Below are 21,721 nucleotides of genomic sequence, written 5' to 3' on the forward strand. Positions count from 1 at the left end.
CAGTGTTTTTTTCAGGATACTCTTGCGGTGAATGAGCGGAATCCGGCAATGTGGAAATTGATAATTTCACTTATCGGAAGAGTCTATGGATCGGTTAGACGAGTTGGCCATCTTCGTGGCGGTGGTGCAGCAGGGCAGCCTGGCTGCCGCCGGGCGCAAACTGCGGCGTTCGGCGCCGGCGATCACCCGGGCGATCGCCGCGCTGGAACAGCGTTTCGGCACCCGGCTGGTGGAACGTACCACCCGGCGGCTGGCGCCTACCGAGGCGGGCGTGCGGCTGCTGGAGCGCGCGCAACAGCTGCTGCAGGATTATCAGGCGGTGGTGCAGGATACCGCCGAAGCGCAGCTGAGCGGCTTGCTGCGCGTCACTTCGCCGGTGCAGTTCGGTCGCCGCTACGTGGCGCCGGTGGTGATGGCGTTTCTCGATGACTACCCGCAGATGCAGATCGAAATGGTGTTGAACGATCGCAATCTCGATCTGATTGACGAAGGATTGGATATCGCGGTGCGCATCGGTCATCTGCAGGACTCTTCGCGCGTGGCGCGGCGGTTGGGGCAGGTCAGCCGGGTGACGGTCGCCAGCCCGGATTATCTGGCGCGTTGGGGGGAACCGCGCTCACCGGCGCAGCTGGCGGAACACGCCACTATCGTCGGCACCCAGCGGCCGTCGCTGCGCGAATGGCGCTTCGGCCCGCAGGAAAACGGCGAGCGGGTGCGATTGGCCCCCCGGCTGTTGCTCAACGACGTGGAAGCGCAACTGCTGGCGGTGCGCGCCGGCAAAGGCATCGCCCGCCTACTCTCGTATCAGGTGGCGGACGATTTGGCCGCCGGTACGCTGGTGCGGCTGCTGGTGGATCATGAGCCGTTGCCGATGCCGGTACAGCTGGTGGCGCAGCAGGCGCAGCGCATGCCGCTGAAGGTGCGCGCCTTCTGGGATTATGCGTTTGAACGGCTCAGCGCATTGCCGCAAATTCAGCCGGATGGACGGGGAAAATAAGCGCAAAAAGTTTCATGGGCTAAACTTTTTCGCCGCCGGCGTTATTTTATTTTACCGGGCGCGCATTGCTGATGCGCCCGTCTTGACAATAATGTCACCGGTGCTAATAGTTAATTCATATCTTAAATAATAAACGAAGTTTAATATATGAAACAACTTGCGGGGAGTTATGATAATGGCGCTGCGGTGGATAATGAAGACGCTATTTTGGCTTCATTCCAAACCCGCAGTGCGGCTATTTATTATCAGGCAAAACATGAAAAGAATATTGCGTATGGCGAAAGTGAACGCGAAACATTGGATTGGCTCTATTCTGCAAAGCAGCACCAGGGGACGTTAATTTTTATTCACGGCGGCTATTGGCAATTTTGCGATAAGGCGGATTTCGCCTTTATCGCCGCCGGGCCGTTGGCGTTGGGTTTTGACGTGGTGCTGGTGGAATATGCGCTGGCACCGGCGGTTAATCTTGACGCTATTTGCCGCCAGGTGGGGGCGGCGCTTGATGCCATTCAGCGCCGTCTGCCGCTGCACTATGCCCATCCGGTGCATCTGTGTGGCCATTCCGCCGGCGGCCATCTGGCGGCATTTTGGCAGCAGCATGCGCTGGTGGATGCGGTCTTTCCCATCAGCGGCCTGTTCGAACTGGCGCCGCTGCAAGAAAGCTATGTCAATCGGGCGCTGCAGCTGACCGCGCGGCAAATTGAAACGCTAAGCCCGGCGCGCCGGCCCCCGGTGCGCGGCAAGCCGCTCACGCTGTATTACGGCGCATTGGAGCTGCCGGAGCTGATCGGCCAGTCGCAACACTATCACGCGGCGCTCCGCCAACGCGGATTGTCTGCAGAACTGGTCGCGGTGCCCGACGCCAATCATTTCACCATTCTGGATGCGTTGTTCGCCGCCGACGGCGCGCTGCTTCGCCAACTTGACCACCACGGAAACCACTGACATGCGCGAGATCGTAGAGACCGGGCTGCCGGAGATCGGCCAGCCTTTTTCCTGGGCCACCCGGGGCGGCGGTATGCTGTTTACCGCCCACGGCCCGGTGCGGGCGGACGGCAGCATCGAGACCGGCGCGCCGGAGCGACAGATTGCGTTAACCTTCGATAACCTGGCGCAGACGTTGAAGGCGGCGGGCAGCCACAGCGATAAGGTGCTGCAGGTGATCGTGTATCTTACCGACGTCAACGACGTTAAATGTCTCGATGAGATTTACCGGAAATACTTTAATTATCCTTATCCCAACCGCTCCACGGTTATTGTCGAAAAATTGGTGGTGCCGGGAATGAAAATAGAAATTACCGTCAGCGCCATCGCCTGATTTAATTTCTTCTTAAGTTCGTCTTTATATTAATTCAATAACGAGTTAAGGATGCGTCATGTTTAAACAGATTGCACCTTCCGCGGCCGATCCTATTATGTCGCTGATGGAAGCTTATTTGCAGGACCCCAATCCGCAGAAAGTGAATTTAGGTATCGGTCTGTATTACGACCGGCAGGGAAATATTCCGCTGATGCAGGCGGTCGAGGCCGCCGAGCAGCGGTTGCTGGCGCTGCGTCGCCCGCACGGTTATCCGCCGATCGAAGGTTCGCCGCAGTTCGCTCGCCAAGTGCAGGCGCTGCTGTTCGGCGAGCAACAGGCGGCCGAGATCGCCACGGTGCAGACCGTCGGCGGCTCCGGCGCGCTGAAGCTGGCGGCGGATTTTTTGCGCCACTTCCTGGCGCGCGGTGACATTTGGGTGTCCGATCCCACCTGGGCCAATCACTGGGCGATTTTCGAAGGCGCCGGGCTGCGGGTGAATACCTATCCCTACTTTGACGAAACGGCGGGCGGCCTGCGTTTCGCCGCCATGCTCGACGCGCTGGACAGCCTGCCGCCCGGCAGCGTGGTCCTGTTGCATCCTTGTTGCCATAACCCGACCGGCACCGACCTGACGCCGGAGCAGTGGCGCGCCACGCTCGCCGTGCTGCAGCGACGCAACCTGCTGCCGCTGTTCGATATCGCCTATCAGGGCTTCGGCGACGGGCTGGAGGAGGACTGCTTTGCGTTGCGTGAAGCGCTGAAAACCGATCTGCCGTTTTTGGTCTGCAACTCGTTTTCCAAAAACGTCGCGCTGTACGGCCAGCGGCTGGGCGCGCTGTCGGTACGCTGCGCCGATGCGCAAAACGCCGCCAACGTCAAAGGCGCGTTAAAAACGCTGATCCGCCGCAGCTACTCCTGCCCGCCGACGCACGGCAGCCAGATCGTGGAAACCCTGCTCGGCGACGCCGAACTGGGTGAACGTTGGCGCAATGAGCTGGCGGAAATGCGCTCGCGCATCAAGCAAATGCGTGAACAGCTGGCCGCCGGGCTGGCGCAGGGTGGCTCTTCGCTGGATCACCGGCGTATTCGCGATCAGCGCGGCATGTTCAGCTATACCGGCCTGAACGAAGCGCAGCTGCAGACCCTGCGGCAGCGCTATGCCATCTATCTGGTCTCGCCCGGCCGCATGTGCCTGCCGGGGCTCAATCCCGGCAACATTGACTATGTGACCGCCGCCATTCTCGACGTCACCCGTACCGCCTAACTCCGCTCGGGAACCCAGCCATGCCACAGATGAATGATTTTGAGCATATCGCCCGCCGTCAGGGCGGGTTGAACAAGCATCTTACCGCCGGGCAGATGTCGATGCTGGCGATCGGCGGCGCCATCGGCACCGGGCTGTTTCTCGGCAGCGCCTACGCCATTCAGATGGCGGGGCCGTCGGTATTGTTGAGCTACCTGATCGGCGGCGTCATTGCGCTGCTGCTGATGGGCAGCCTGGCGGAGATGACCTCCGAACACCCGACGCCCGGCTCGTTCGGCGACTACGCTGAATTCTATCTCGGCCCGCTGTTCGGTTTTCTGGTGCGTTATTCTTACTGGTCCTGTGTGGTGCTGGCGGTGGGTACCGAAGTCACCGCCATCGGCATGTACATGCAGTTCTGGTTCCCGGCGACGCCGACCTGGCCGTGGGTGCTGCTGTTCTCGGCGGCGGTGATCGTCGTCAACGTGATCGGGGTGAAGTCGTTCGGCCAGGTGGAATACGCGCTGTCCACCGTCAAAGTGACGGCGATCGTGGCGTTTATTCTGATCGGCATCGGCATTCTGGCATTCTCGGGCAACCCGGCCTACGGCCTGCGCAACCTGACCGCCGGCGGCTTCATGCCGTTTGGCGTCAAGGGCATGTGGTTCGCGGTGATCGTGTCCATCTTCAGCTACCTGAGCATTGAAATGATTGCGGTGGCCGCCGGCGAGGCGAAAAATCCGGTGATTGCGGTGAAGGCGGCGTTCAAGGGCACCATCGTGCGGCTGTTCATCTTCTACATGCTGTCGATCGCCCTGATGCTGGCCATCGTGCCCTGGCGCCAGTCCGGCACCGGCGAAAGCCCGTTCCTGATGGCGATGAACGTGATCCATTTGCCCGCCGCCGCCGGTATTTTCAACTTTATCGTGCTGGTGGCAGCGCTGTCGGCAATGAACAGCCAGCTGTACATCACCACCCGCATGATGTTCTCGTTGTCGCGTGCCGGGCAGGCGCCGGCGGCATTGGGGCGCGTCAGCCGGCGCGGCATTCCGGTCAATGCGTTGGCGATGTCGTGCATCGGTATCGTGGTGTCCATCGTGCTGAGCCTGGTGGCGCCGGAAACCTCGTTCGCCGCCATGATGTCTATCTCGGTGTATGGCGCCTGCTTTACCTGGCTGATGATTTTCGTCACCCACCTGTTCTTCCGCCGCCGGCATCGGCAGACCCACCTGAAGTTCCGCATGTGGGGCTTTCCCTATACCACCTTGCTCGGCGCCGGGCTGATGGCGGCGCTGATGATCTCGACGGCGTTTACCGAATTCTTCCGCATGACGCTGTGGTTCGGTATTCCGTTCACCTTGCTGCTGGTGGTGGCTTATCACTTCCAGAGCCGCCACGCGGCTACACCGTCGCCGTTCAAGGCGCCGGAGGTGGAGTAATAAGGGGAGGGGCTGAGGCGTGCCTCAGCCCCGGGGATTAAAGCTGGCTTTTCGGGATCAGGTGGTCGCCGAAGCTCAGGCGTTGGCGGCCCGGTTCGATTTCGGTCAGCGGCGCCACTTCGTGCAGCGAGGATTTGCAGCGCTGTACCAGATCCTGATACTCGCGGGTGCCGGCGATCTTCCAGGCCAGCTCCTGTTCGGTCAGATCGCGCAGCACGCGCGCCGGGCTGCCGACCACCAGCTTGTTGGCTTCGATCACCGCCGCGGCTTTGACGAACGCCATCGCGCCGACGATGGTGTTCTCGCCGATCTCCGCGCCGTCCATCACTACCGCGTTCATGCCCACCATCGCATTGCGGCGAATGCGGCAGCCGTGCAGGATGGCGCCGTGGCCGATATGGCCGTCTTCTTCCACCACCGTGTCCTGCTGCGGGAAGCCGTGCATCACGCAGTTGTCCTGAATGTTGGCGCCGTCGCAGATCACCAGGCGGCCAAAATCGCCGCGCAGGCTGGCATTCGGGCCGATGTACACGTGCTTGCCGACGATCACGTCGCCGATCAGCACCGCCGTCGGGTGCACGTAACTGCTGGGGTCGACGACCGGCGTCAGGCCGTCAATCTGATACACAGGCATAGCGTGAGTTCCTTAAAATGTAGGGTCGCGCGGCAGGCCGCCGAAGCGCCGATAATAGCCGGCGGCCGGCGCGGGCAGGGCGCCGATGGTGGTTTCCGCCAGCGCGCTGACGTACTCCGTCGCGGCGCGATCGACCTGCTGATAAAGATTGATGCACAGGTTGCGGGCGATCTGGCCCTCCCACTGCGCGGGCAGCAGCGCGTCCGGCAGCAGCGGATCTTTCAACACCACGCGACGGAAGAAGTGAATCAATAATAGCTTAATCTGGAAACCGCGCAGCGGCGTCAGCGCCGCCGGGTCGACTTCGCGCAGCAGCGCCATCAGCGGCCGGAAGGAGACGATAAACTCGTGATAGCCGGCCGCCACATCGCTGAGCGACCAGCAGTCGGCCACCAGTTTCTGCAGCGTTTGCTCGGAGCGGTTGTAGGGGTAATCGGCGCGAAAGTAGATCACCTGCTCACTGGCGTTCAATTCGCCGAGCAGCGCCGTCACGTCGGTTTGCGCATGGGTGGGGGCGGCCATCAGATTGTTGGCGATCTGCCCGAACCCGAGCCAGCCCAGCTCTTTTTTCAGCCGTGCGCGCGCGTTTTTTTCGGCGCATTCCAGCAGCAACAGCTCCCACTTGCCGTCCCAGGCGGGCTGCTCGCGCAGATAGATTTTCGATTCGGCGTGGCGGAACTGGCGCATTCCCTGCTCGGTCACGCGGTAGAAGCTGCGGCGGCCGATTTTCTCCACCGCCAGCCAACCCTCTTTCTGCAGGCGGAACACCGAGGTGCGCACGAAGCGATCGCCGAAACCGAAGGCCTCCAGCAGCGCGCTCAGGCTGCCGAGCCACACTTCGCCGCCGCGGTGGCTGAGCGCGTCGCCGTACAGCGAAATGATCAGCGAGGTGCCGCTGATCGACTGCGCGTCGACGGCATGGCGAATGAACTCATCCAGTTTATGTTCCATATTTTTCCATGGGTTAGCTTTCGATGAGCCATAACATTACGCCTAATTTGGGGCGGCGTCATCCGTGACGCCGTGCACCTCAGCGCGGCCGCAGATCGACCACGCGCTGCGCCTTGCCTTCCGAGCGCGGAATATCGCCGCAGTTGGCGATGCTGACGTCGGTGCTGACGCCCACGATCGATTTGATGTGGTGGCGCAGCTGGTGGCAGATATCGCAACGCTGCTGGTGGCTGAGGCTGAGCGCCGATTCTTTCAGCTCGACGCGCACCGCCAGCGTGTCCAGATGCCCGCTGCGGCTGACCTGCAGCTGGTAGTGCGGCGACAGCTGCTCGAACTGCATGATCTGCTCTTCCACCTGCGACGGAAAGACGTTGACACCGCGAATGATCAGCATGTCGTCGGAGCGGCCGGTGATCTTGCCCATGCGGCGCATCTGGCGCGCGTCGCCCGGCAGCAGCCGAGTAAGATCGCGGGTGCGGTAGCGGATCACCGGCAGCGCCTCTTTGGTCAGGGTGGTGAACACCAGTTCGCCGTGTTCGCCGTCCGGCAGGGCAATGCCGGTTTCCGGGCAGATGATCTCCGGCAGGAAGTGGTCTTCCCAAATGGTCGGGCCACCGCCGCTCTCCAGACACTCCATCGCTACGCCCGGCCCCATCACTTCCGACAGGCCGTAAATATCCAGCGCCTTGATGCCCATGCGGGTTTCGATCTCGTGGCGCAGGGCTTCGGTCCAGGGTTCGGCGCCGAACACGCCGAGCCGCAGCGAGCAGCCGCGCGCATCGCCGCCCATTTTGCGCTCCAGTTCGTCGATCAGCGTCAGGCAATAGGACGGCGTCACCATGATGATGTCGGGCTTGAAGTCGAGGATCAGCTGCGCCTGGCGCTCCGTCTGGCCGCCGGACATCGGGATCACCGTCGCGCCGAGCCGCTCTGCGCCGTAGTGCGCGCCGAGGCCGCCGGTGAACAGGCCGTAGCCGTAGGCGACGTGCACCTTGTCTTTGGCGGTGGCGCCGCCGGCGCGCAGGCAGCGGGCGACGATATCGGCCCAATTATCGATGTCGCGCTGGGTGTAACCGACCACCGTCGGGCGGCCGGTGGTGCCCGAGGAGGCGTGGATGCGCACCACCTGTTCCATCGGCACCGCGAAGGTGTCGAACGGGTAGTTGTCGCGCAGATCCTGCTTGGTGGTGTAGGGGAAGCGCGCCAGATCGCTCAGCTGTTTGAGATCGTCGGGGTGTACGCCGGCCTGGTCGAATTTGCGTTTGTACATCGGCACATTGTCGTAGGCGTGGTGCAGCGTCCACTTCAGACGCGCCAACTGCAACGCTTCAATCTCATCGCGCGAGGCGAATTCGATCGTTTCGAGGGGCTGTGGATTTATTGTCATGGTTAGCCTCAGGGGTCAGACACGCTCAATGATCATGGCGATGCCTTGGCCTACGCCGATGCACATGGTGCACAGGGCGTAGCGGCCGGCTCGCCGTTCCAGTTCAAACAGGGCGGCTAGCGCCAGGCGCGTGCCGCTCATGCCCAACGGATGCCCCAGAGCGATCGCGCCGCCGTTGGGGTTAACCTGTGGGGCATCGTCCGGCAGGCCAAGCTGGCGCATCACCGCCAACGCCTGGGCGGCGAACGCTTCGTTCAATTCGATGACGTCCATCTGCGCCAGGCTCAGCCCGGCGATCTCCAGCACCTTGCGGGTGGCCGGCAGCGGGCCGATGCCCATCAGCCGCGGCTCTACGCCGCAGGTGGCGGTGGCGACGATGCGCGCCCGCGGCGTCAGCCCCTGGCGCGCCGCCATCGCTTCAGAGGCGACGATCAGCGCCGCCGCGCCGTCGTTCAGGCCCGAGGCGTTGCCGGCGGTGACGCTGCCGGGCTGACGGAACGGGGTTTTCAGCGCCTGCAACTGCTCGAAGGTGGTGTCGGCGCGCGGGTGTTCATCCTGGCTGAACAGGGTGACCGCGCCTTTTTTACCGGTGAGGCTGACCGGCGCTATCTCCTGCGCCAGGTGACCCAGCGCCTGCGCCCGGGCGGCGCGCTGCTGGCTGCGCAGCGCAAAGGCGTCCTGATCGGCGCGGCTGATGTTGAACTGCGCCGCGACGTTTTCGGCGGTCTCCGGCATCGAATCGATGCCGAAATCGGCCTGCATCCGCGGATTGACGAAGCGCCAGCCGAGGGTGGTGTCGTACAGCTGCGTCTGGCGGCTGAAGGCGCTGTCGGCTTTGCCCATCACCAGCGGCGCACGGGTCATCGATTCCGCGCCGCCCGCTAGCATCAGCCCGGCGTCGCCGGCCTTGATGCTGCGCGCCGCCATCGCCAGCGCATCCAGGCCCGAACCGCACAGGCGGTTCACCGTGGTGCCGGACACGCCGACCGGCACTCCGGCCAGCAGCAGCGCCATGCGTGCCAGGTTGCGGTTGTCTTCCCCGGCCTGGTTGGCGCAGCCGAGGATCACGTCGTCCAGCTGCGCCCAATCCACCTGCGGATGGCGTTCCAACAGCACGCGCAGCGGCAGAGCGGCGAGGTCGTCGGCGCGTACCTGGGCCAGCGCGCCGCCATAGCGGCCGATCGGGGTGCGCACGCCGTCGCAGATAAATGCCTGATTCATGCCTGATCTCCTAAAATGCTGTGGCCGAGGCGGTGCGCGCGGCCGCGGAACCAGGCGACGGTTTTGCCCAGTTGGTTAACGATCTCGACGTCGTACAGCCCGGTGGCTTTGCCTTGATGGCGCACCGCCGCGCTGGCGGTGAGGCGATCGCCGGCCAGCGCCGGGCGGACGAAGTCGATGCTGCAGCCGGAGGCCACCGCTGCCAGCCCCTGGCTGTTGCAGGCGTAGGCGAAGGCGGTATCCGCCAGGCTGAACAGCTGGCCGCCGTGGCAGGTCTGGTGGCCATTGAGCATCTGCGGGCCGACGGTCATGCTGACCTGTGCGTACCCGGCATCGACGGCGTCGATGTGCATCCCCATCGCCTGAGCGCAGGTATCTTGCTGGAACATCTGTTCGGCGCAGCGCTGAGCCAGCGCGCGCGGCGTATTGGCGTTCATCGTTCGGCTCCTGGGAAAGAGGCGGGGGAAGCGTAGCGGCGCAGCAGCGGCATCGGGCGATAGCGCGCTTCGCCGTAATAGCGTTGCAGGTTTTCCAGCGTCGTCAGAATGTGGCGCCAGCCGAGTGCGGCGCCCCAGGCCAGTGGGCCGCGCGGATAGTTGACGCCGCGCAGCATCGCCAGATCGGTATCTTCGGCACCGGCGACGCCTTTGTTCACTACGTCGAGCGCTTCGTTGGCCAGCATGGCCAGGGTGCGCATCGTCAACAGGCCGGGGTAATCCGGCAGTTGAATGACCTGCTTGCCGAGGGACTGCAACAGGCGAATCGCTTTGGCATTGTGTTGCGCATCGTTTTGCGCCGCGCAGCTGATGGCGATGGCGGAGGCGTGCGCATAGTCGGCACAGAGATCGAACAGCACCACGGGCGTTCCACGTTCGTCGGCCAGTTGGCCGGCGGTTTTACCATTGGTTAACATCAGTGTAACGTCGTCGATCGTGGCGTGTGGGCTGGTCTGGCCAGGTTGTTTGATCGCCCCCGCATTTTCGCTTAACAGCTGCGCCAAATCGGCCAGCGGGGCCCAGTCGCCGTGCAACGTGACGCGCTGTGGCAGCGCGGCCTGCGCCGGTGGCGCAAAGGCGATCTCGGTGGTGCAGCGCTGCGCGTCGTAGCGGTAGAAGCCGCGGCCGGATTTACGGCCGAGGCGCCCGGCGGCCACCAACTCCTGCTGCACCAGTGAGGGGGTGAAGCGCGGATCCTGATAGAAGGCCTGATACACCGATTCGGTCACGGCGTAATTGACGTCCTGGCCGATCAGGTCGGTCAATTGCAACGGGCCCATGGCGAAACCGCCGGCGTCGCGCAATACCGCGTCCAGCGTGGCGGCGTCGGCCACCCGTTCCTCCAGCGCGCGCAGGGTTTCGGCATAGAACGGCCGCGCCACGCGGTTGACGATAAATCCCGGCGTCGATCGGCACACGACGCTCTGCTTACCCCAGCGTTGCGCCAGGGCCTGCAGCGCGGCAAGGGCCTCGGCGCCGGTCTCCAGGCCGCTGACGATCTCCACCAGCTTCATCAGCGGCGCTGGGTTGAAGAAGTGCAGCCCGGCCATGCGTTCCGGGTGTTGCAGTGCCCCGGCGATGGCGGTGATCGACAGCGAAGAGGTATTGCTGGCGAACAGCGTCGTGGGCGAGCAGAGCGCCTCCAGATCGCGGAACAGGCCCTGTTTGATGGCTAGATTTTCCGCCACTGCTTCAATCACCAGCGCGCAGTCGGCCAGTTGCTCGAGCGAATCGGCGCGTTCGAGGCGCGCCAGCAGCGCTTCGGTGGTTGCGGCGTCGGCCTTGCCGCCGTCGACCCGCTGCCGCAGGCGGCGAGCGAGATCGTCGATCGCGCGCTGGGCGGCGGCGGGCGCGATGTCGAACAGCCGCACCGGATGGCCGGCGGCAGCGGCCACCTGGGCGATGCCGATGCCCATGGTGCCGGCGCCGATCACCGCCACCTGGCCATTAAGAAGGGGCGCGTTCATGGCTATTTCCCGCTGAAGTTTGGCGTGCGTTTGGCGAAAAACGCGCTGACGCCTTCGCGATAGTCGTCGCTGCGGCCCCCCAATCGCTGCAGATCGCGCTCCAGATCGAGCTGCTGATCGAGGCTGTTGGTGGCCGAGCTGTAGAGGGCTTTCTTGATTAGCCCCAAACCGTAGGTCGGCTGGGTGGCCAGATGGCGCGCCAGCGTTTGCGTGCGGTCGGCCAATTCATCCGCCGGCACCACCTGCCAGATCATGCCCCACTCCAGCGCCTGCTGGGCGCTGATTTTGTCACCCAGCAAGGCCATGCCCATCGCGCGGGCGTGGCCGGCCAGCCGCGGCAGGAACCAACTGCCGCCGGAATCAGGCACCAACCCCAGACGGCAGAACGACTGAATAAAGCTGGCGTTGTCGGCGGCGATGACGATATCGCACGCCAGGGCCAGCGCGGCGCCGGCGCCGGCCGCCACGCCGTTGACCGCGCATACCACCGGTTTGGGCAGGGCGGTCAGGCGACGGATCAGGGGGTTGTAGAAACGTTCGACCGACAGGCCGAGATCCGGCGCCTGTTGATCGGCGTTGACGTTGCGATCGTTGAGATCCTGCCCGGCGCAGAAACCGCGCCCGGCACCGGCGATCAGCAGGCAGCGCACGCTGTCGTCGCGCTCGGCTTGCGTCAGCGCTTCGCTCAGCTGGCGATGCATCTCGTCGTTAAAGCTGTTGAGCCGATCCGGCCGGTTGAGGGTCAGCGTCAACACGTCGGCGTCGAGATGGCTGAGAATCAATGCGTTATCCATAAATCAGCGCCCCTGATAGTTTGGCGTACGTTTTTCGAAAAAGGCGGCGATGCCTTCGCGGCGATCGTCGGTGGCGGTCAGGGTGACAAATTGCTGACGCTCCATCGCCAGCCCCTGGCTAAGACCGATTTCCTCGGCCTGTTTCAGCGCCTGTTTGGCGGCGCGCAGCGCCAGCGGCGCCTGACGGCTGATGCGATCGGCAATCTGCTGCGTGCGTTCCAGCGTCAGGGCATCGACGCACACTTCGCTGATCAGGCCAGCCTGCAACGCAGTGCGGGCGTCGATGGCTTCGCCGGTCAGCACCATCTGGCTGGCGCGCGCCTTGCCGACGCAGCGGATCAGGCGCTGGGTGCCCCCGGCGCCCGGCATCAGGCCGAGGGTGATCTCCGGCAGGCCGAAGCGGGCGCTTTCGCCGCCGATAACGATGTCGCAGGCCAGCGCCAGCTCGCAGCCGGCGCCCAGGGCATAGCCGTTCACCGCCGCCAGCAGCGGCTTGCTGAACTGCGCCAGCCGCTGCCACAGCTGCGGACGGCGATCCGCCAGCGCGGCCGGCAGATCCTGCTGTTGCAGTTCGCGCAGATCGGCGCCGGCGGCGAAAAAGCGCGCCGCGCCGGCGAGCACCACGGCGCCCACGCCGCTGTCGGCGTCGGCCTGCTCCAGACGGGCAACCAGCTGTTCCAGGCACGGCGTGCTCAGGGCGTTGCGCGCCTCCGGGCGGTGCAGCGTCAGCGTGACCACGCGGTGTTGCTGCTGATGCAGAATAAAGGGGGTATCCATCGCGGCTCCTAGACGTCGAAGTCCAATACCACGCCGTCGCCTTTCGGCCACGACTGGCAGCTCAATACGTAGCCCGCCGCCAGCTGATCCGGCTCCAGGCTGTAGTTGACGCCCATCTCCACCTGGCCGGCCTTCAGACGGCATTTGCAGGTGGCGCACACGCCGCCTTTGCAGGCGTAGGGCAGATCGGCGCCTTGGCGCAGCGCGGCATCGAGAATGCTGTCGTCCTGTTCGCCGATCTCGATATCCAACCGGCGCCCGTCGAGCAGGATCGCCACCCGGGTAGCGTTGCGATCGCCGCTGTGGCGCGGGCGGGTGACCAGGCCGCTGGTGTTGAAGCGTTCGCTGTGGATGTGATTGGCCGGTACGCCGGCCTGCTCCAGCACGGTTTGCGCGTCGTCCATCATCGATTCTGGCCCGCAGATGAAGGCGTGGTCATAGTCGCGGAAATCCAGCAGCGCGCCGCCGATCGCCGCCAGGCGTTCACGGTCGATGCGGCCGCTGAGCAGCGGGCTGTCGAGGCTCTCCTGGCTGAACAGGTACAGCGGCTGAAAACGCTGCGGGTAGCGGTTTTTCAGATCCGACAGCGCCTCTTTGAACATCATTGAACGGCTGTTGCGGTTGCCGTAGATCAGGGTGAAGCTGCTGCCCGGTTCGAGCAGCAGCGTCGCCTTGATGATCGACAGCATTGGCGTGATGCCGGAGCCGGCGGCGATCGCCAGGTAGTTGCCGTGGCGCTCTGCCTGCGGCTGGTAGCCGAAGCGCCCCTGCGGCACCATCACCTCCAGTGCGTCGCCGACTTTCAGCATGCGGTTGACGAAGCCGGAGAAACGGCCCTGATCAATCGCTTTTACGCCGATCTGCAGCAGGCCTTCCTGCGGCGAACTGCAGATGGAGTAGCAACGCCGCAGTTCTTCGCCGTTGACTAGCGCCTTGAGCGTCAGGTGCTGGCCGGGGGTATAGCGGTATTGGTTTTGCAGCTCTTCAGGCACCCGCAGGGTGATGGCTACGGCGTCAGGCGTTTCGCGCTCGATGGCGGCGACGCTCAGGCGATGAAAGACCGTCATGGTGTCAGCGCTCCTATATGCATTTGAAATAGTCGAACGGTTCCCGGCAGTCGCAGCAGCGGTACAGCGCTTTACAGGCGGTGGATCCGAACTCGCTGATCTTCTCGCTGTGGGTGCTGCCGCAGCGCGGGCAGGCGACCGGGCCGTGGGCATGCGGCCGATCGCAGGTGTGGCCCTGCGGGGGCGCTACGCCGTATTGCCGCAGCCGCTCGCGGGCGTCGGCGTTCATCCAGTCGGTGGTCCAGGCCGGGCTGAGGCGAATGTCCACCTGCACCGGGCTGAAACCGGCGGCCGCCAGCCGCTGCTCGATAGCGTTGAGCAAAAATTCGGTGGCCGGGCAGCCGGAATAGGTTGGGGTGAAGGTCACGCGCCAGCCGCTGCCGTCGCGTACCACGTCGCGCACCATGCCCAAATCGGTGATCGACAGCACCGGCAGCTCGGGATCGCTGATCTGCTGCAGGCAGTGCCAAATCTGCGGGATTTCGGCGGGTTGCAAACGAGTGACGTTCATCGCGGCCTCCTACCACTGACTGTTTGGGTAGGCGCGCTGCAGGAACTGCATCTCCGCCAGCAACGGGCCGAGGTGTTCGCTGTGCTGACCTTGCTTGCCGCCGTGACGGAACGCCTGCTCGGCGGGCAGCGCCAGCGTCGCCTGCCGCAGCGTCTCTTCCACCTGCGTTAGCCAGGGGGCCTGCAGCGTGCGCGGATCGACGGCGATGCCTTGTTCCGCCAACGCCAGTTCCAACGCGTCGGCGTGGAACAGCTCGGCGGTAAAGCGCCACAGGTTATCCAGCGACTGTTGGATCTTGCTGTGGCTGATGTCGTTGCCGTCACCCAGGCGGATCATCCAGCCGTGGCTGAAGCGCAGGTGATAATCGGCCTCCTTCAACGATTTGGCGGCGATGGCGGCGATCTGCGCATCGCGGCTGCGGCTCAGCGCCTGGTGCAGCTGCACGTGGTAGGCGTCGAGCAGGAACTGACGCACCAGCGTGTCGTTGAAACCGCCGTTCGGCTGTTCCGCCAGCAACAGGTTATGAAACTGGCGTTCGTCGCGGCCGAAGGCCAGGCTGTCTTCGCTGCAGGGCGGCCCGGCCAGTTCGGCGGCGTAGCCCAGGAAGTGGCGCGCCTGGCCGAGCAGATCGAGACCGATGTTGGCCAACGCCAGATCGATTTCCAGTTCGGGTGCGTGGCCGCACCAGGCGCACAGACGCTGGGCGAGGATCAGAGGCGTGTCGCCCTGGCGGAGCAAATAGCTGATGCGCGGATCGTTAACCGTCATGGTCGCCTCTACATGTTCTTGATGCCGTCGGGGATGGTGTAAAACGTCGGATGACGGTAGATCTTGTCTTCGGACGGATCGAAGAACGCGCCGCGATCTTCCGGCTGCGAGGCGATCAGATGGCGCGATTGCACCACCCAGATCGAACAGCCTTCGTTGCGGCGCGTGTAGGCGTCGCGGGCGTTTTCTAGCGCCATTTGGTCGTCGGCGGCGTGCAGGCTGCCGACGTGGCGATGCGCCAACCCTTGTTTGCTGCGGATAAACACTTCATACAGCGGCCATTCAACGTGGCTCATGATCTCGGTTCCTTATGTTGGCTATGCGGCGGAAGCGGCGTTTTTCGCGGCGTGGGCCATGGCGCCGTCGCGCACCCAGGCGCCGTCTTCCCAGGCGCGGCGTTTGGCCTGCAGACGTTCGTGGTTGCATTGGCCGCGTCCTTTGATCACTTCATGCAGTTCGCTCCAGTCGATCTCGCCGAAGCGATAGTGGCCGGCGGCCTCGTCCCAGGTAAGACTCGGGTCTGGCGCCGTCATGCCCAGCGCCTCAAGCTGCGGCACGGTGTTGTCGACGAATTTCTGCCGCAGCTCATCGTTGCTGTGGCGTTTGATTTTCCACGCCATGCTCTGGGCGCTGTGAGGGGAGTCGGCGTCGCTCGGGCCGAACATCATCAGCACCGGCCACCAGAAGCGATCGATGGCGTCTTGCAACATCGCGCGCTGCGCATCGCTGCCGTGGGCCATCGCCATCACCGCCTCGTAGCCCTGGCGCTGGTGGAAGCTTTCTTCTTTGCAGATTTTCACCATCGCCCGCGCATAGGGGCCGTAGGAGGCGCGGCACAGCGCTACCTGGTTGACGATGGCGGCGCCGTCGACCAGCCAGCCGATCACGCCGATATCCGCCCAGTTGAGCGTGGGGTAATTGAAGATGGAGGAATACTTCATCTTGCCGTCGAGCATCTTTTGGTAGATGTCCTGGCGCGAACAGCCGAGGGTCTCGGCGGCGCTGTAGAGGTACAGACCGTGGCCGGCCTCATCTTGCACTTTGGCCAGCAGCACCGCCTTGCGGCGCAGCGTGGGGGCGCGCGTCAGCCAGTTGGCTTCCGGCAGCATGCCGATGACTTCCGAGTGGGCGTGTTGGCCGATCTGCCGAATCAGGTTCTGACGGTAGGCGTCCGGCATCCAGTCTTTGGCCTCAATGGCGATATCCGCCACGATCTTGTCGTCGAAATGCTGCTGATATTGTGCGTCAGTTGTCATGCTCGCCTCTTGGTGATTCGTGTTTTTCACATTAGATATAAAAATGTGAATCACTTTAACTAACCATAAGGCTACAAACTGATAACAAAAAGATCAAACGAGATTCATGTGGTTTTGCGAGTTCACTCACAAGGTTTTTTGTTATTTTGTTGATTTAATTTGATAAATAAAACCATCAATTCCGTATTAATGACAGGGTAAGCGGCTTGAAAACGGGTTTTGTTCTGTTTTTGTTAAAATTTGATTTGGCGTTGACTGGCATTTATGTGATACGTAATTAAGCTGTAGGGTGAAAATTTATGAATTTTGGAGGGCACATGCAGCAGTTACACAGTTATCTATCTGGCGCCTGGGTGTATGGGCAGGGAGAGGGCCGCGAGATCCGTCACGCCGTGACCGGCGAAGCGCTGTACCAGGTCTGCTCCGACGGCCTGCCGTTAGCGGCGAGCCTGAGCTATGCCCGCAGCCACGGCGGCCCGGCGCTGGCGAACATGACATTCCAGCAGCGCGCCCAGATGCTGAAAGCGGTGGCGAAACACCTGCTGGCGCATAAAGAGGCGCTGTATCAGATTTCCTACCAAACCGGTGCGACGCGCAGCGACGGGTGGGTCGATATCGAAGGCGGCATCGCCACGCTGTTCGCCTATGCCGGCATGGCCGGCCGCGATCTGCCGGATGATACGCTGTGGCCGGAAGACGAGTTGATCCCGCTGTCGAAACAGGCGCAGTTCGCCGCCCGCCACGTGCTCACTTCGCGCCCTGGCGTGGCGCTGCACATCAACGCCTTCAACTTCCCGTGCTGGGGCATGCTGGAAAAACTGGCGCCGACCTGGCTGGCGGGCATGCCGGCCATCATCAAGCCGGCCACCGCTACTGCGCAGCTGACGCAGGCGATGGTCAGGCTGATCGTCGACAGTGGGCTGGTGCCGGAAGGGGCGCTGCAGTTGGTTTGCGGCGGCGTCGGCGACATGTTTGCGCACCTGGATTATCAGGATGCGGTGACTTTCACCGGCTCGGCGCAGACCGGGCAGCGGCTGCGTGCGCATCCGCGCCTGCTGGAAAAATCGATCGCCTTCACCATGGAGGCGGATTCGCTCAACTGCTGCGTGCTGGCGGAGGACGTGACGCCGGAGATGCCGGAGTTTGCGCTGTTCATCAAAGAAGTGTGCCGTGAAATGACCGCCAAGGCGGGGCAGAAATGTACTGCGATCCGCCGCATCATCGTGCCGGCGGCGCAGGTGACGGCGGTGCGTCAGGCCTTGTTGCAGCGCCTGGCGGGGGTGACGGTGGGCGATCCGCAGCTGGAGCCGGTGCGCATGGGGGCGTTGGTCAGCCACGAGCAGCGTGAGGATGTGCAAAGCAAGGTAGAGTTCCTGCTGCGCAACGGCTGCGAACCGCTCTGTGGCGCGGCGCTGGATAAGCTGGAGATCCTGGGCGACGGCGCGCGCGGTGGGGCGTTTTATCCACCGACCCTGCTGTATTGCGCCGATCCGTTCACCCATCAGGCGGTGCACGGCACCGAGGCCTTTGGGCCGGTGGCAACGCTGATGCCGTATGCGGATACCGAGCAGGCGATCGCATTGGCGTTGCTGGGGCAGGGCAGCCTGGCGGGATCGCTGGTGACCGCCGATCCGGCGTTGGCCAAGCGCTTCATTCGCGCGGCGGCCTGCGCCCACGGCCGCATGCTGATTTTGGATGAACAGGCGGCGGCGGAGTCCACCGGCCACGGTTCGCCGTTGCCGATGTTGGTGCACGGCGGCCCGGGGCGCGCCGGCGGTGGCGAAGAGTTGGGCGGACTGCGTGCGGTGAAGCACTATATGCAGCGCACGGCGATCCAGGGCAGCCCGGCGATGCTGGCGGCCATCGGCGGTGAATGGGTGCGCGGCGCGCCGGTCGCCGAGCATCCGGTACATCCGTTCCGTAAATACTTCGAGCAGCTGCAGCTGGGCGACAGCCTGTTGACCGCGCGCCGCACCGTGACCGAAGCGGATATCGTCAACTTCGCCTGCCTGAGCGGCGATCATTTCTACGCGCACATGGACAAGATCGGCGCCGCCGATTCCCTGTTCGGCGAGCGAGTGGCGCACGGTTACTTTGTGGTGTCCGCCGCGGCCGGGCTGTTTGTCGATGCCGCCGTCGGGCCGGTGATCGCCAACTACGGCATGGAGAATCTGCGCTTTATCGAACCGGTGAAGATCGGCGACACCATTCAGGTGCGGCTGACCTGCAAGAAGAAAATCCGCAAGCCGCAAAAAACCGCCGAGGATCGGCCGCACGGCGTGGTGGTGTGGGATGTGCAGGTGTTGAATCAGGAACAGCAGCCGGTGGCGCTGTACAGCATCCTGACGCTGGTGGCGCGCCAGCAGGGGGACTTCGAGGCGTAATACGCGTTTGCCGCCGCCGGCAGGCCCGGCGGCGGCAATCTATTCAGATCAGCGGCTGACCGCGCAGCTGTTCCAGCACTTTCAGCGGCGAGCGCTGCGGATCCTGCATCTTGTTCACCGGCAACAGGAAGGTCTGTTCCAGCATAAACTGGCCGCCCATCGCGGCGTGCGGCGTTTGATCCGAGAAACAAATCCAGCTGCTGCCCGGCGGAAACGCCAGCGCCAGCTGCGGCCCCTGCTGCTGATAATCGCCGTCGGCCTTCATGGCGTCGTGCAACTGCAGCATCAGGTGGTCATAATGGCTGCGGCGGGTCTTGGTGATGCGCACCTGATGCTGCAGCCAGCTGCTGAGGGCGGAGTAGCGTGCGAGGCGCGGCATAAAGCGTGCCGCCAGCTCAGGGAACGGTTCACCGACACGCCATTGGCGGTGCTCGCCGTGCGGGTTGATGTTGGTAAAAATGCGCAGAATGCGTTCGCCGTAGTTCGGGCGCGACGGGAAAGCGTCAACGTGCAGGCGGCTGTCGTCTTTGCGCCAGGAACTGGTCGCCCGCCAGGCGGAAACCGGGTGCAAACGCAGGCTGCCGGTCGGATGGTGCAGCGCCTCCTGATACTCGGGCAACAGCCCGGCGATCAGCTGGCGGCACGACTGGTAATAGCGCTCCAGCAGTTGCTGAACCTGCTGCCGGCGTTCCGCGACGGCGACGCCGGTCAGCTTGCCGGACAGCGGCTGATAGCTGATGTTTTTGCGCTTCGGATCGACCAACGTCGGATCCAGCAGTGGCATTTCCTGTTCAGACAGAGTGAAGGCCAGCTCGGGCAGAAACAGTACCTTGCCCTGTTCCAGTTCGCTGACCGCGCTGGATGCTTCCGCTGCCGCCCATTGTCGCAACGGCAGCGTCAGGACGGCCTGTTCACGCATAATATCGCCAGTAGGCATGAGATCTCCTCGCAAATCTATATCGCTTTATTCCCGTCTTTCAGGTTGCCGCGTGATTGGCTGCACTGGCTTGCGCAGTGGCTGGCTGGAGCGGCGTCAGCAGGCCGCTCAATTGCAACGTGAAATTTGTGGGTTCTATTATGGATGTATCAGCAGGGCGCAGTGCGCCGAAGCGTGCGATGGCTTCCTGATAGAGAGAATATTCCCGATAAGGATATCACCGGCAATACCAATGAAAAGTAAACGAGGGCTAAACGGGGCTGCGCGTAGGCACGAATAATCAAAAATGGCACGAATTGTCTGCGGAATGGTGTATTTTTTATCTTATTGAATTGTAATGGAAATAAATATGCTGCTTATTTATTGGCGTTATTTCATTCAAATAGCAGGGCAAACCGGGGAAATAATGTTGCGGAGTGGAATTATTTCATCTTATCGGGAATAAATCGGGCCGCCAAATTTGGAGACCCGATTATTGATTAAGCACCGTAAATGCAGTTTTTGCCTTTTTTCTTGGCCTGATACAGCGCGCTGTCCGCCTCATTGATAAAGCTGATCGGCGTATCGTTATACATATGTGGCACTTTGGCGCAGATGCCGATGCTGATGGTGACGATGCCGTGCGGGTTGCCCTGATGCGGGATCTTCAGATCGCGTACCGCCTGGATGACGCGTTCGGCGAAAATCAGTGCGCCCTGAATGTCGGTATCCGGCAGGATAATCCCCATCTCTTCGCCGCCGTAGCGCGCTAAAACGTCGTTGCTGCGGCACGCCAACCCTTTGAGCGTTTGGCCGATCTGCTGCAGGCACTGGTCCCCGGCGACGTGGCCATAGCTGTCGTTGTACTGTTTGAAATAGTCGATATCCAGCATCAGCAGCGCCACGCTGCGGTAGTTGCGCGAAGCCCGCGCCAGCTCGTTCTTCAGCGCGATATCAAACTGGCGGCGGTTGGCCAGCCCGGTCAGGCCGTCCAGCAGCGCCAGTTCTTCGAGCATCTGGTTGATGCTGGTCAGCTGATCGCGGGTGCGCATCAGCTCGGCTTCGGTTTGCATGCTGTGCTTGATTTGCCGCAGCAGCACCATGCCCATCGCCAACAGGATCATCAGGAGCGAGAGGCCACCGGCGGCGAACAGCCCGGCGTCGGTGCGCCAGTCCGCCAGCGCGTCGCGTTTCGACAGCCCGGCGGCGATCACCAGCGGAAAGCGGTTGACCCGCGAATAGCCGTAGATGCGCTCCACTTTGTCGTACAGCGAGGTGATGGTGGCGTTGCCGAATTCCGAATGCGGCAAAATTTCGCTGAACAGCACGCCCTTGGCGATGTTTTTACCGATCGACGCCGCCGAGTAGGGGCGGCGGTAAAGGATGGTGCCGTCCGCCAGCAGCAGGTTCAGCGAGGCGTCAGTGTTGAGGGCGAAGCTGTCGTAAAACTGGCGGAAATAATCGACGTACAGCGTCGCCAGCACCACGCCGCCAAAGCTGCCATCCGGGTGGTTGAAGCGCCGCGAAACGGGAATGATCAGATCGCCGGTGGTGCGGCTGCGGATCACCTTGCCGATGTACAGGCCGCCGCCGTCGCGGTTTTGATGGTATTTGAAGTAATCGCGATCGGCGTTGTTGGCGTTCTTGATGAATTTGCCCGAGGAGGTCGCCAGCCAGCGGCCGCGCGCATCGTAGAGAAACAGCCCATGCAGCTGCGGCAGGTTGCCGACCTGCGTCTGCATGACGCGCTGCAGCCGCGTCAGCTGCGATGGACCCAGCCCGTCGTTCTGGAGACGTTCGGTCAGATCGAGCAGATTGCCGTCCACCTGCATGAAAGTATCGTCGGCATGCTGCGCCAGCGAACGGGCGAGGTTGGCGGATTCATGCTCGGCGCTGCGCAGATCGCGCTGGTGCGCGTTCCAGATTTGCCAGCTGTTAAAGAGGATCAGCGTGGCGGCAACGATGATGACAAACACGCCGGCCTGAAATAATAATGGGGAGCTTTTAACGCTGCGCGGCGGCACGGCATCCTGTATGGGTTGCTGCTGAGTCATGTCACCCTTGTTGTTTGATTACTATTTAGTTCGAGTTAAGAGCAATCTTATATTTTATG

At 62.9% G+C, this 21,721-nt stretch carries 21 protein-coding genes; 6 read left to right on the top strand and 15 right to left on the bottom strand.

Going from position 1 to position 21,721, the window contains the following annotated elements; genetic code table 11:
- Positions 1–85: 85 nt before the first annotated feature.
- From ACJ8J5_RS02450 to ACJ8J5_RS02470, 5 genes are all read left to right on the top strand, one after another.
- Positions 86–997 carry a LysR family transcriptional regulator gene (locus tag ACJ8J5_RS02450; protein ID WP_414104388.1) on the top strand — a complete coding sequence of 304 codons (912 nt, stop codon included), beginning with the start codon at positions 86–88 and terminating at the stop codon, positions 995–997.
- Between the two features lie 147 nt (positions 998–1,144).
- Positions 1,145–1,942 carry an alpha/beta hydrolase gene (locus ACJ8J5_RS02455; RefSeq protein ID WP_414104389.1) on the top strand — a complete coding sequence of 266 codons (798 nt, stop codon included), beginning with the start codon at positions 1,145–1,147 and terminating at the stop codon, positions 1,940–1,942.
- Between the two features lies 1 nt (position 1,943).
- The gene (locus ACJ8J5_RS02460) at positions 1,944–2,315 is read left to right on the top strand and encodes a RidA family protein (RefSeq protein ID WP_049203975.1); all 372 of its coding nucleotides are present in this window, start codon (positions 1,944–1,946) and stop codon (positions 2,313–2,315) included.
- A 58-nt stretch (positions 2,316–2,373) separates the two neighbouring features.
- The gene (locus ACJ8J5_RS02465) at positions 2,374–3,561 is read left to right on the top strand and encodes an amino acid aminotransferase (protein ID WP_414104390.1); all 1,188 of its coding nucleotides are present in this window, start codon (positions 2,374–2,376) and stop codon (positions 3,559–3,561) included.
- A 20-nt stretch (positions 3,562–3,581) separates the two neighbouring features.
- On the top strand, positions 3,582–4,979 hold the full coding sequence (locus tag ACJ8J5_RS02470; protein ID WP_049203973.1) for an amino acid permease: 1,398 nt from the start codon (positions 3,582–3,584) through the stop codon (positions 4,977–4,979).
- 37 nt (positions 4,980–5,016) lie between these two features.
- Here ACJ8J5_RS02470 and paaY read toward each other — a convergent pair whose 3' ends face one another.
- From paaY to paaA, 13 genes are all read right to left on the bottom strand, one after another.
- A complete protein-coding gene (gene paaY, locus ACJ8J5_RS02475; protein ID WP_021505794.1) occupies positions 5,017–5,613 on the bottom strand; it encodes a phenylacetic acid degradation protein PaaY in 597 nt (198 codons plus the stop codon).
- Between the two features lie 12 nt (positions 5,614–5,625).
- Positions 5,626–6,564, bottom strand: a complete 939-nt coding sequence (paaX, locus tag ACJ8J5_RS02480) for a phenylacetic acid degradation operon negative regulatory protein PaaX (protein WP_414104391.1) — start codon at positions 6,562–6,564, stop codon at positions 5,626–5,628.
- Positions 6,565–6,643: 79 nt separating this feature from the next.
- Complete coding sequence (gene paaK, locus ACJ8J5_RS02485; RefSeq protein ID WP_016927188.1) at positions 6,644–7,951, bottom strand: phenylacetate--CoA ligase PaaK; 1,308 nt, start codon at positions 7,949–7,951, stop codon at positions 6,644–6,646.
- Between the two features lie 15 nt (positions 7,952–7,966).
- Complete coding sequence (gene pcaF / locus ACJ8J5_RS02490; protein WP_414104392.1) at positions 7,967–9,172, bottom strand: 3-oxoadipyl-CoA thiolase; 1,206 nt, start codon at positions 9,170–9,172, stop codon at positions 7,967–7,969.
- On the bottom strand, positions 9,169–9,609 hold the full coding sequence (paaI, locus tag ACJ8J5_RS02495) for a hydroxyphenylacetyl-CoA thioesterase PaaI (protein WP_016927190.1): 441 nt from the start codon (positions 9,607–9,609) through the stop codon (positions 9,169–9,171). The genes pcaF and paaI overlap by 4 nt, the downstream gene beginning before the upstream one ends.
- The gene (locus ACJ8J5_RS02500; RefSeq protein ID WP_414104393.1) at positions 9,606–11,135 is read right to left on the bottom strand and encodes a 3-hydroxyacyl-CoA dehydrogenase; all 1,530 of its coding nucleotides are present in this window, start codon (positions 11,133–11,135) and stop codon (positions 9,606–9,608) included. The genes paaI and ACJ8J5_RS02500 overlap by 4 nt, the downstream gene beginning before the upstream one ends.
- 2 nt (positions 11,136–11,137) lie before the next feature.
- Complete coding sequence (gene paaG, locus ACJ8J5_RS02505) at positions 11,138–11,929, bottom strand: 2-(1,2-epoxy-1,2-dihydrophenyl)acetyl-CoA isomerase PaaG (RefSeq protein ID WP_197835039.1); 792 nt, start codon at positions 11,927–11,929, stop codon at positions 11,138–11,140.
- Between the two features lie 3 nt (positions 11,930–11,932).
- Positions 11,933–12,706, bottom strand: coding sequence for a 2,3-dehydroadipyl-CoA hydratase PaaF (gene paaF, locus ACJ8J5_RS02510; RefSeq protein WP_414104394.1), 774 nt, complete (start codon positions 12,704–12,706; stop codon positions 11,933–11,935).
- An 8-nt stretch (positions 12,707–12,714) separates the two neighbouring features.
- Positions 12,715–13,773: a 1,2-phenylacetyl-CoA epoxidase subunit PaaE gene (gene paaE / locus ACJ8J5_RS02515; protein ID WP_049295906.1), complete on the bottom strand. Its 1,059-nt coding sequence runs from the start codon at positions 13,771–13,773 to the stop codon at positions 12,715–12,717.
- 13 nt (positions 13,774–13,786) lie between these two features.
- Positions 13,787–14,284 carry a 1,2-phenylacetyl-CoA epoxidase subunit PaaD gene (gene paaD, locus ACJ8J5_RS02520; RefSeq protein WP_025303365.1) on the bottom strand — a complete coding sequence of 166 codons (498 nt, stop codon included), beginning with the start codon at positions 14,282–14,284 and terminating at the stop codon, positions 13,787–13,789.
- A 9-nt stretch (positions 14,285–14,293) separates the two neighbouring features.
- Positions 14,294–15,052: a 1,2-phenylacetyl-CoA epoxidase subunit PaaC gene (gene paaC, locus ACJ8J5_RS02525; RefSeq protein WP_308370046.1), complete on the bottom strand. Its 759-nt coding sequence runs from the start codon at positions 15,050–15,052 to the stop codon at positions 14,294–14,296.
- Between the two features lie 8 nt (positions 15,053–15,060).
- A complete protein-coding gene (paaB, locus tag ACJ8J5_RS02530) occupies positions 15,061–15,348 on the bottom strand; it encodes a 1,2-phenylacetyl-CoA epoxidase subunit PaaB (RefSeq protein WP_004935173.1) in 288 nt (95 codons plus the stop codon).
- A 21-nt stretch (positions 15,349–15,369) separates the two neighbouring features.
- Positions 15,370–16,308, bottom strand: a complete 939-nt coding sequence (gene paaA, locus ACJ8J5_RS02535; protein ID WP_414104395.1) for a 1,2-phenylacetyl-CoA epoxidase subunit PaaA — start codon at positions 16,306–16,308, stop codon at positions 15,370–15,372.
- A gap of 317 nt (positions 16,309–16,625) precedes the next feature.
- Here paaA and paaZ point away from each other — a divergent pair, with 317 nt between their 5' ends.
- The gene (gene paaZ, locus ACJ8J5_RS02540) at positions 16,626–18,692 is read left to right on the top strand and encodes a phenylacetic acid degradation bifunctional protein PaaZ (protein ID WP_049295901.1); all 2,067 of its coding nucleotides are present in this window, start codon (positions 16,626–16,628) and stop codon (positions 18,690–18,692) included.
- 43 nt (positions 18,693–18,735) lie between these two features.
- Here the strand turns inward: paaZ and ACJ8J5_RS02545 are convergent, their stop codons facing one another.
- Together ACJ8J5_RS02545 and ACJ8J5_RS02550 are read right to left on the bottom strand one after the other, a co-directional pair.
- The gene (locus ACJ8J5_RS02545; protein ID WP_025303361.1) at positions 18,736–19,629 is read right to left on the bottom strand and encodes a Kdo hydroxylase family protein; all 894 of its coding nucleotides are present in this window, start codon (positions 19,627–19,629) and stop codon (positions 18,736–18,738) included.
- A gap of 479 nt (positions 19,630–20,108) precedes the next feature.
- Positions 20,109–21,662, bottom strand: coding sequence for a sensor domain-containing diguanylate cyclase (locus tag ACJ8J5_RS02550; RefSeq protein ID WP_025303360.1), 1,554 nt, complete (start codon positions 21,660–21,662; stop codon positions 20,109–20,111).
- Positions 21,663–21,721: the final 59 nt, after the last annotated feature.

Origin of the sequence: Serratia sp. CY43202 (assembly GCF_052168755.1) — a bacterium.
In the GTDB taxonomy this organism is placed as follows: Bacteria; Pseudomonadota; Gammaproteobacteria; order Enterobacterales; family Enterobacteriaceae; genus Serratia; species Serratia bockelmannii.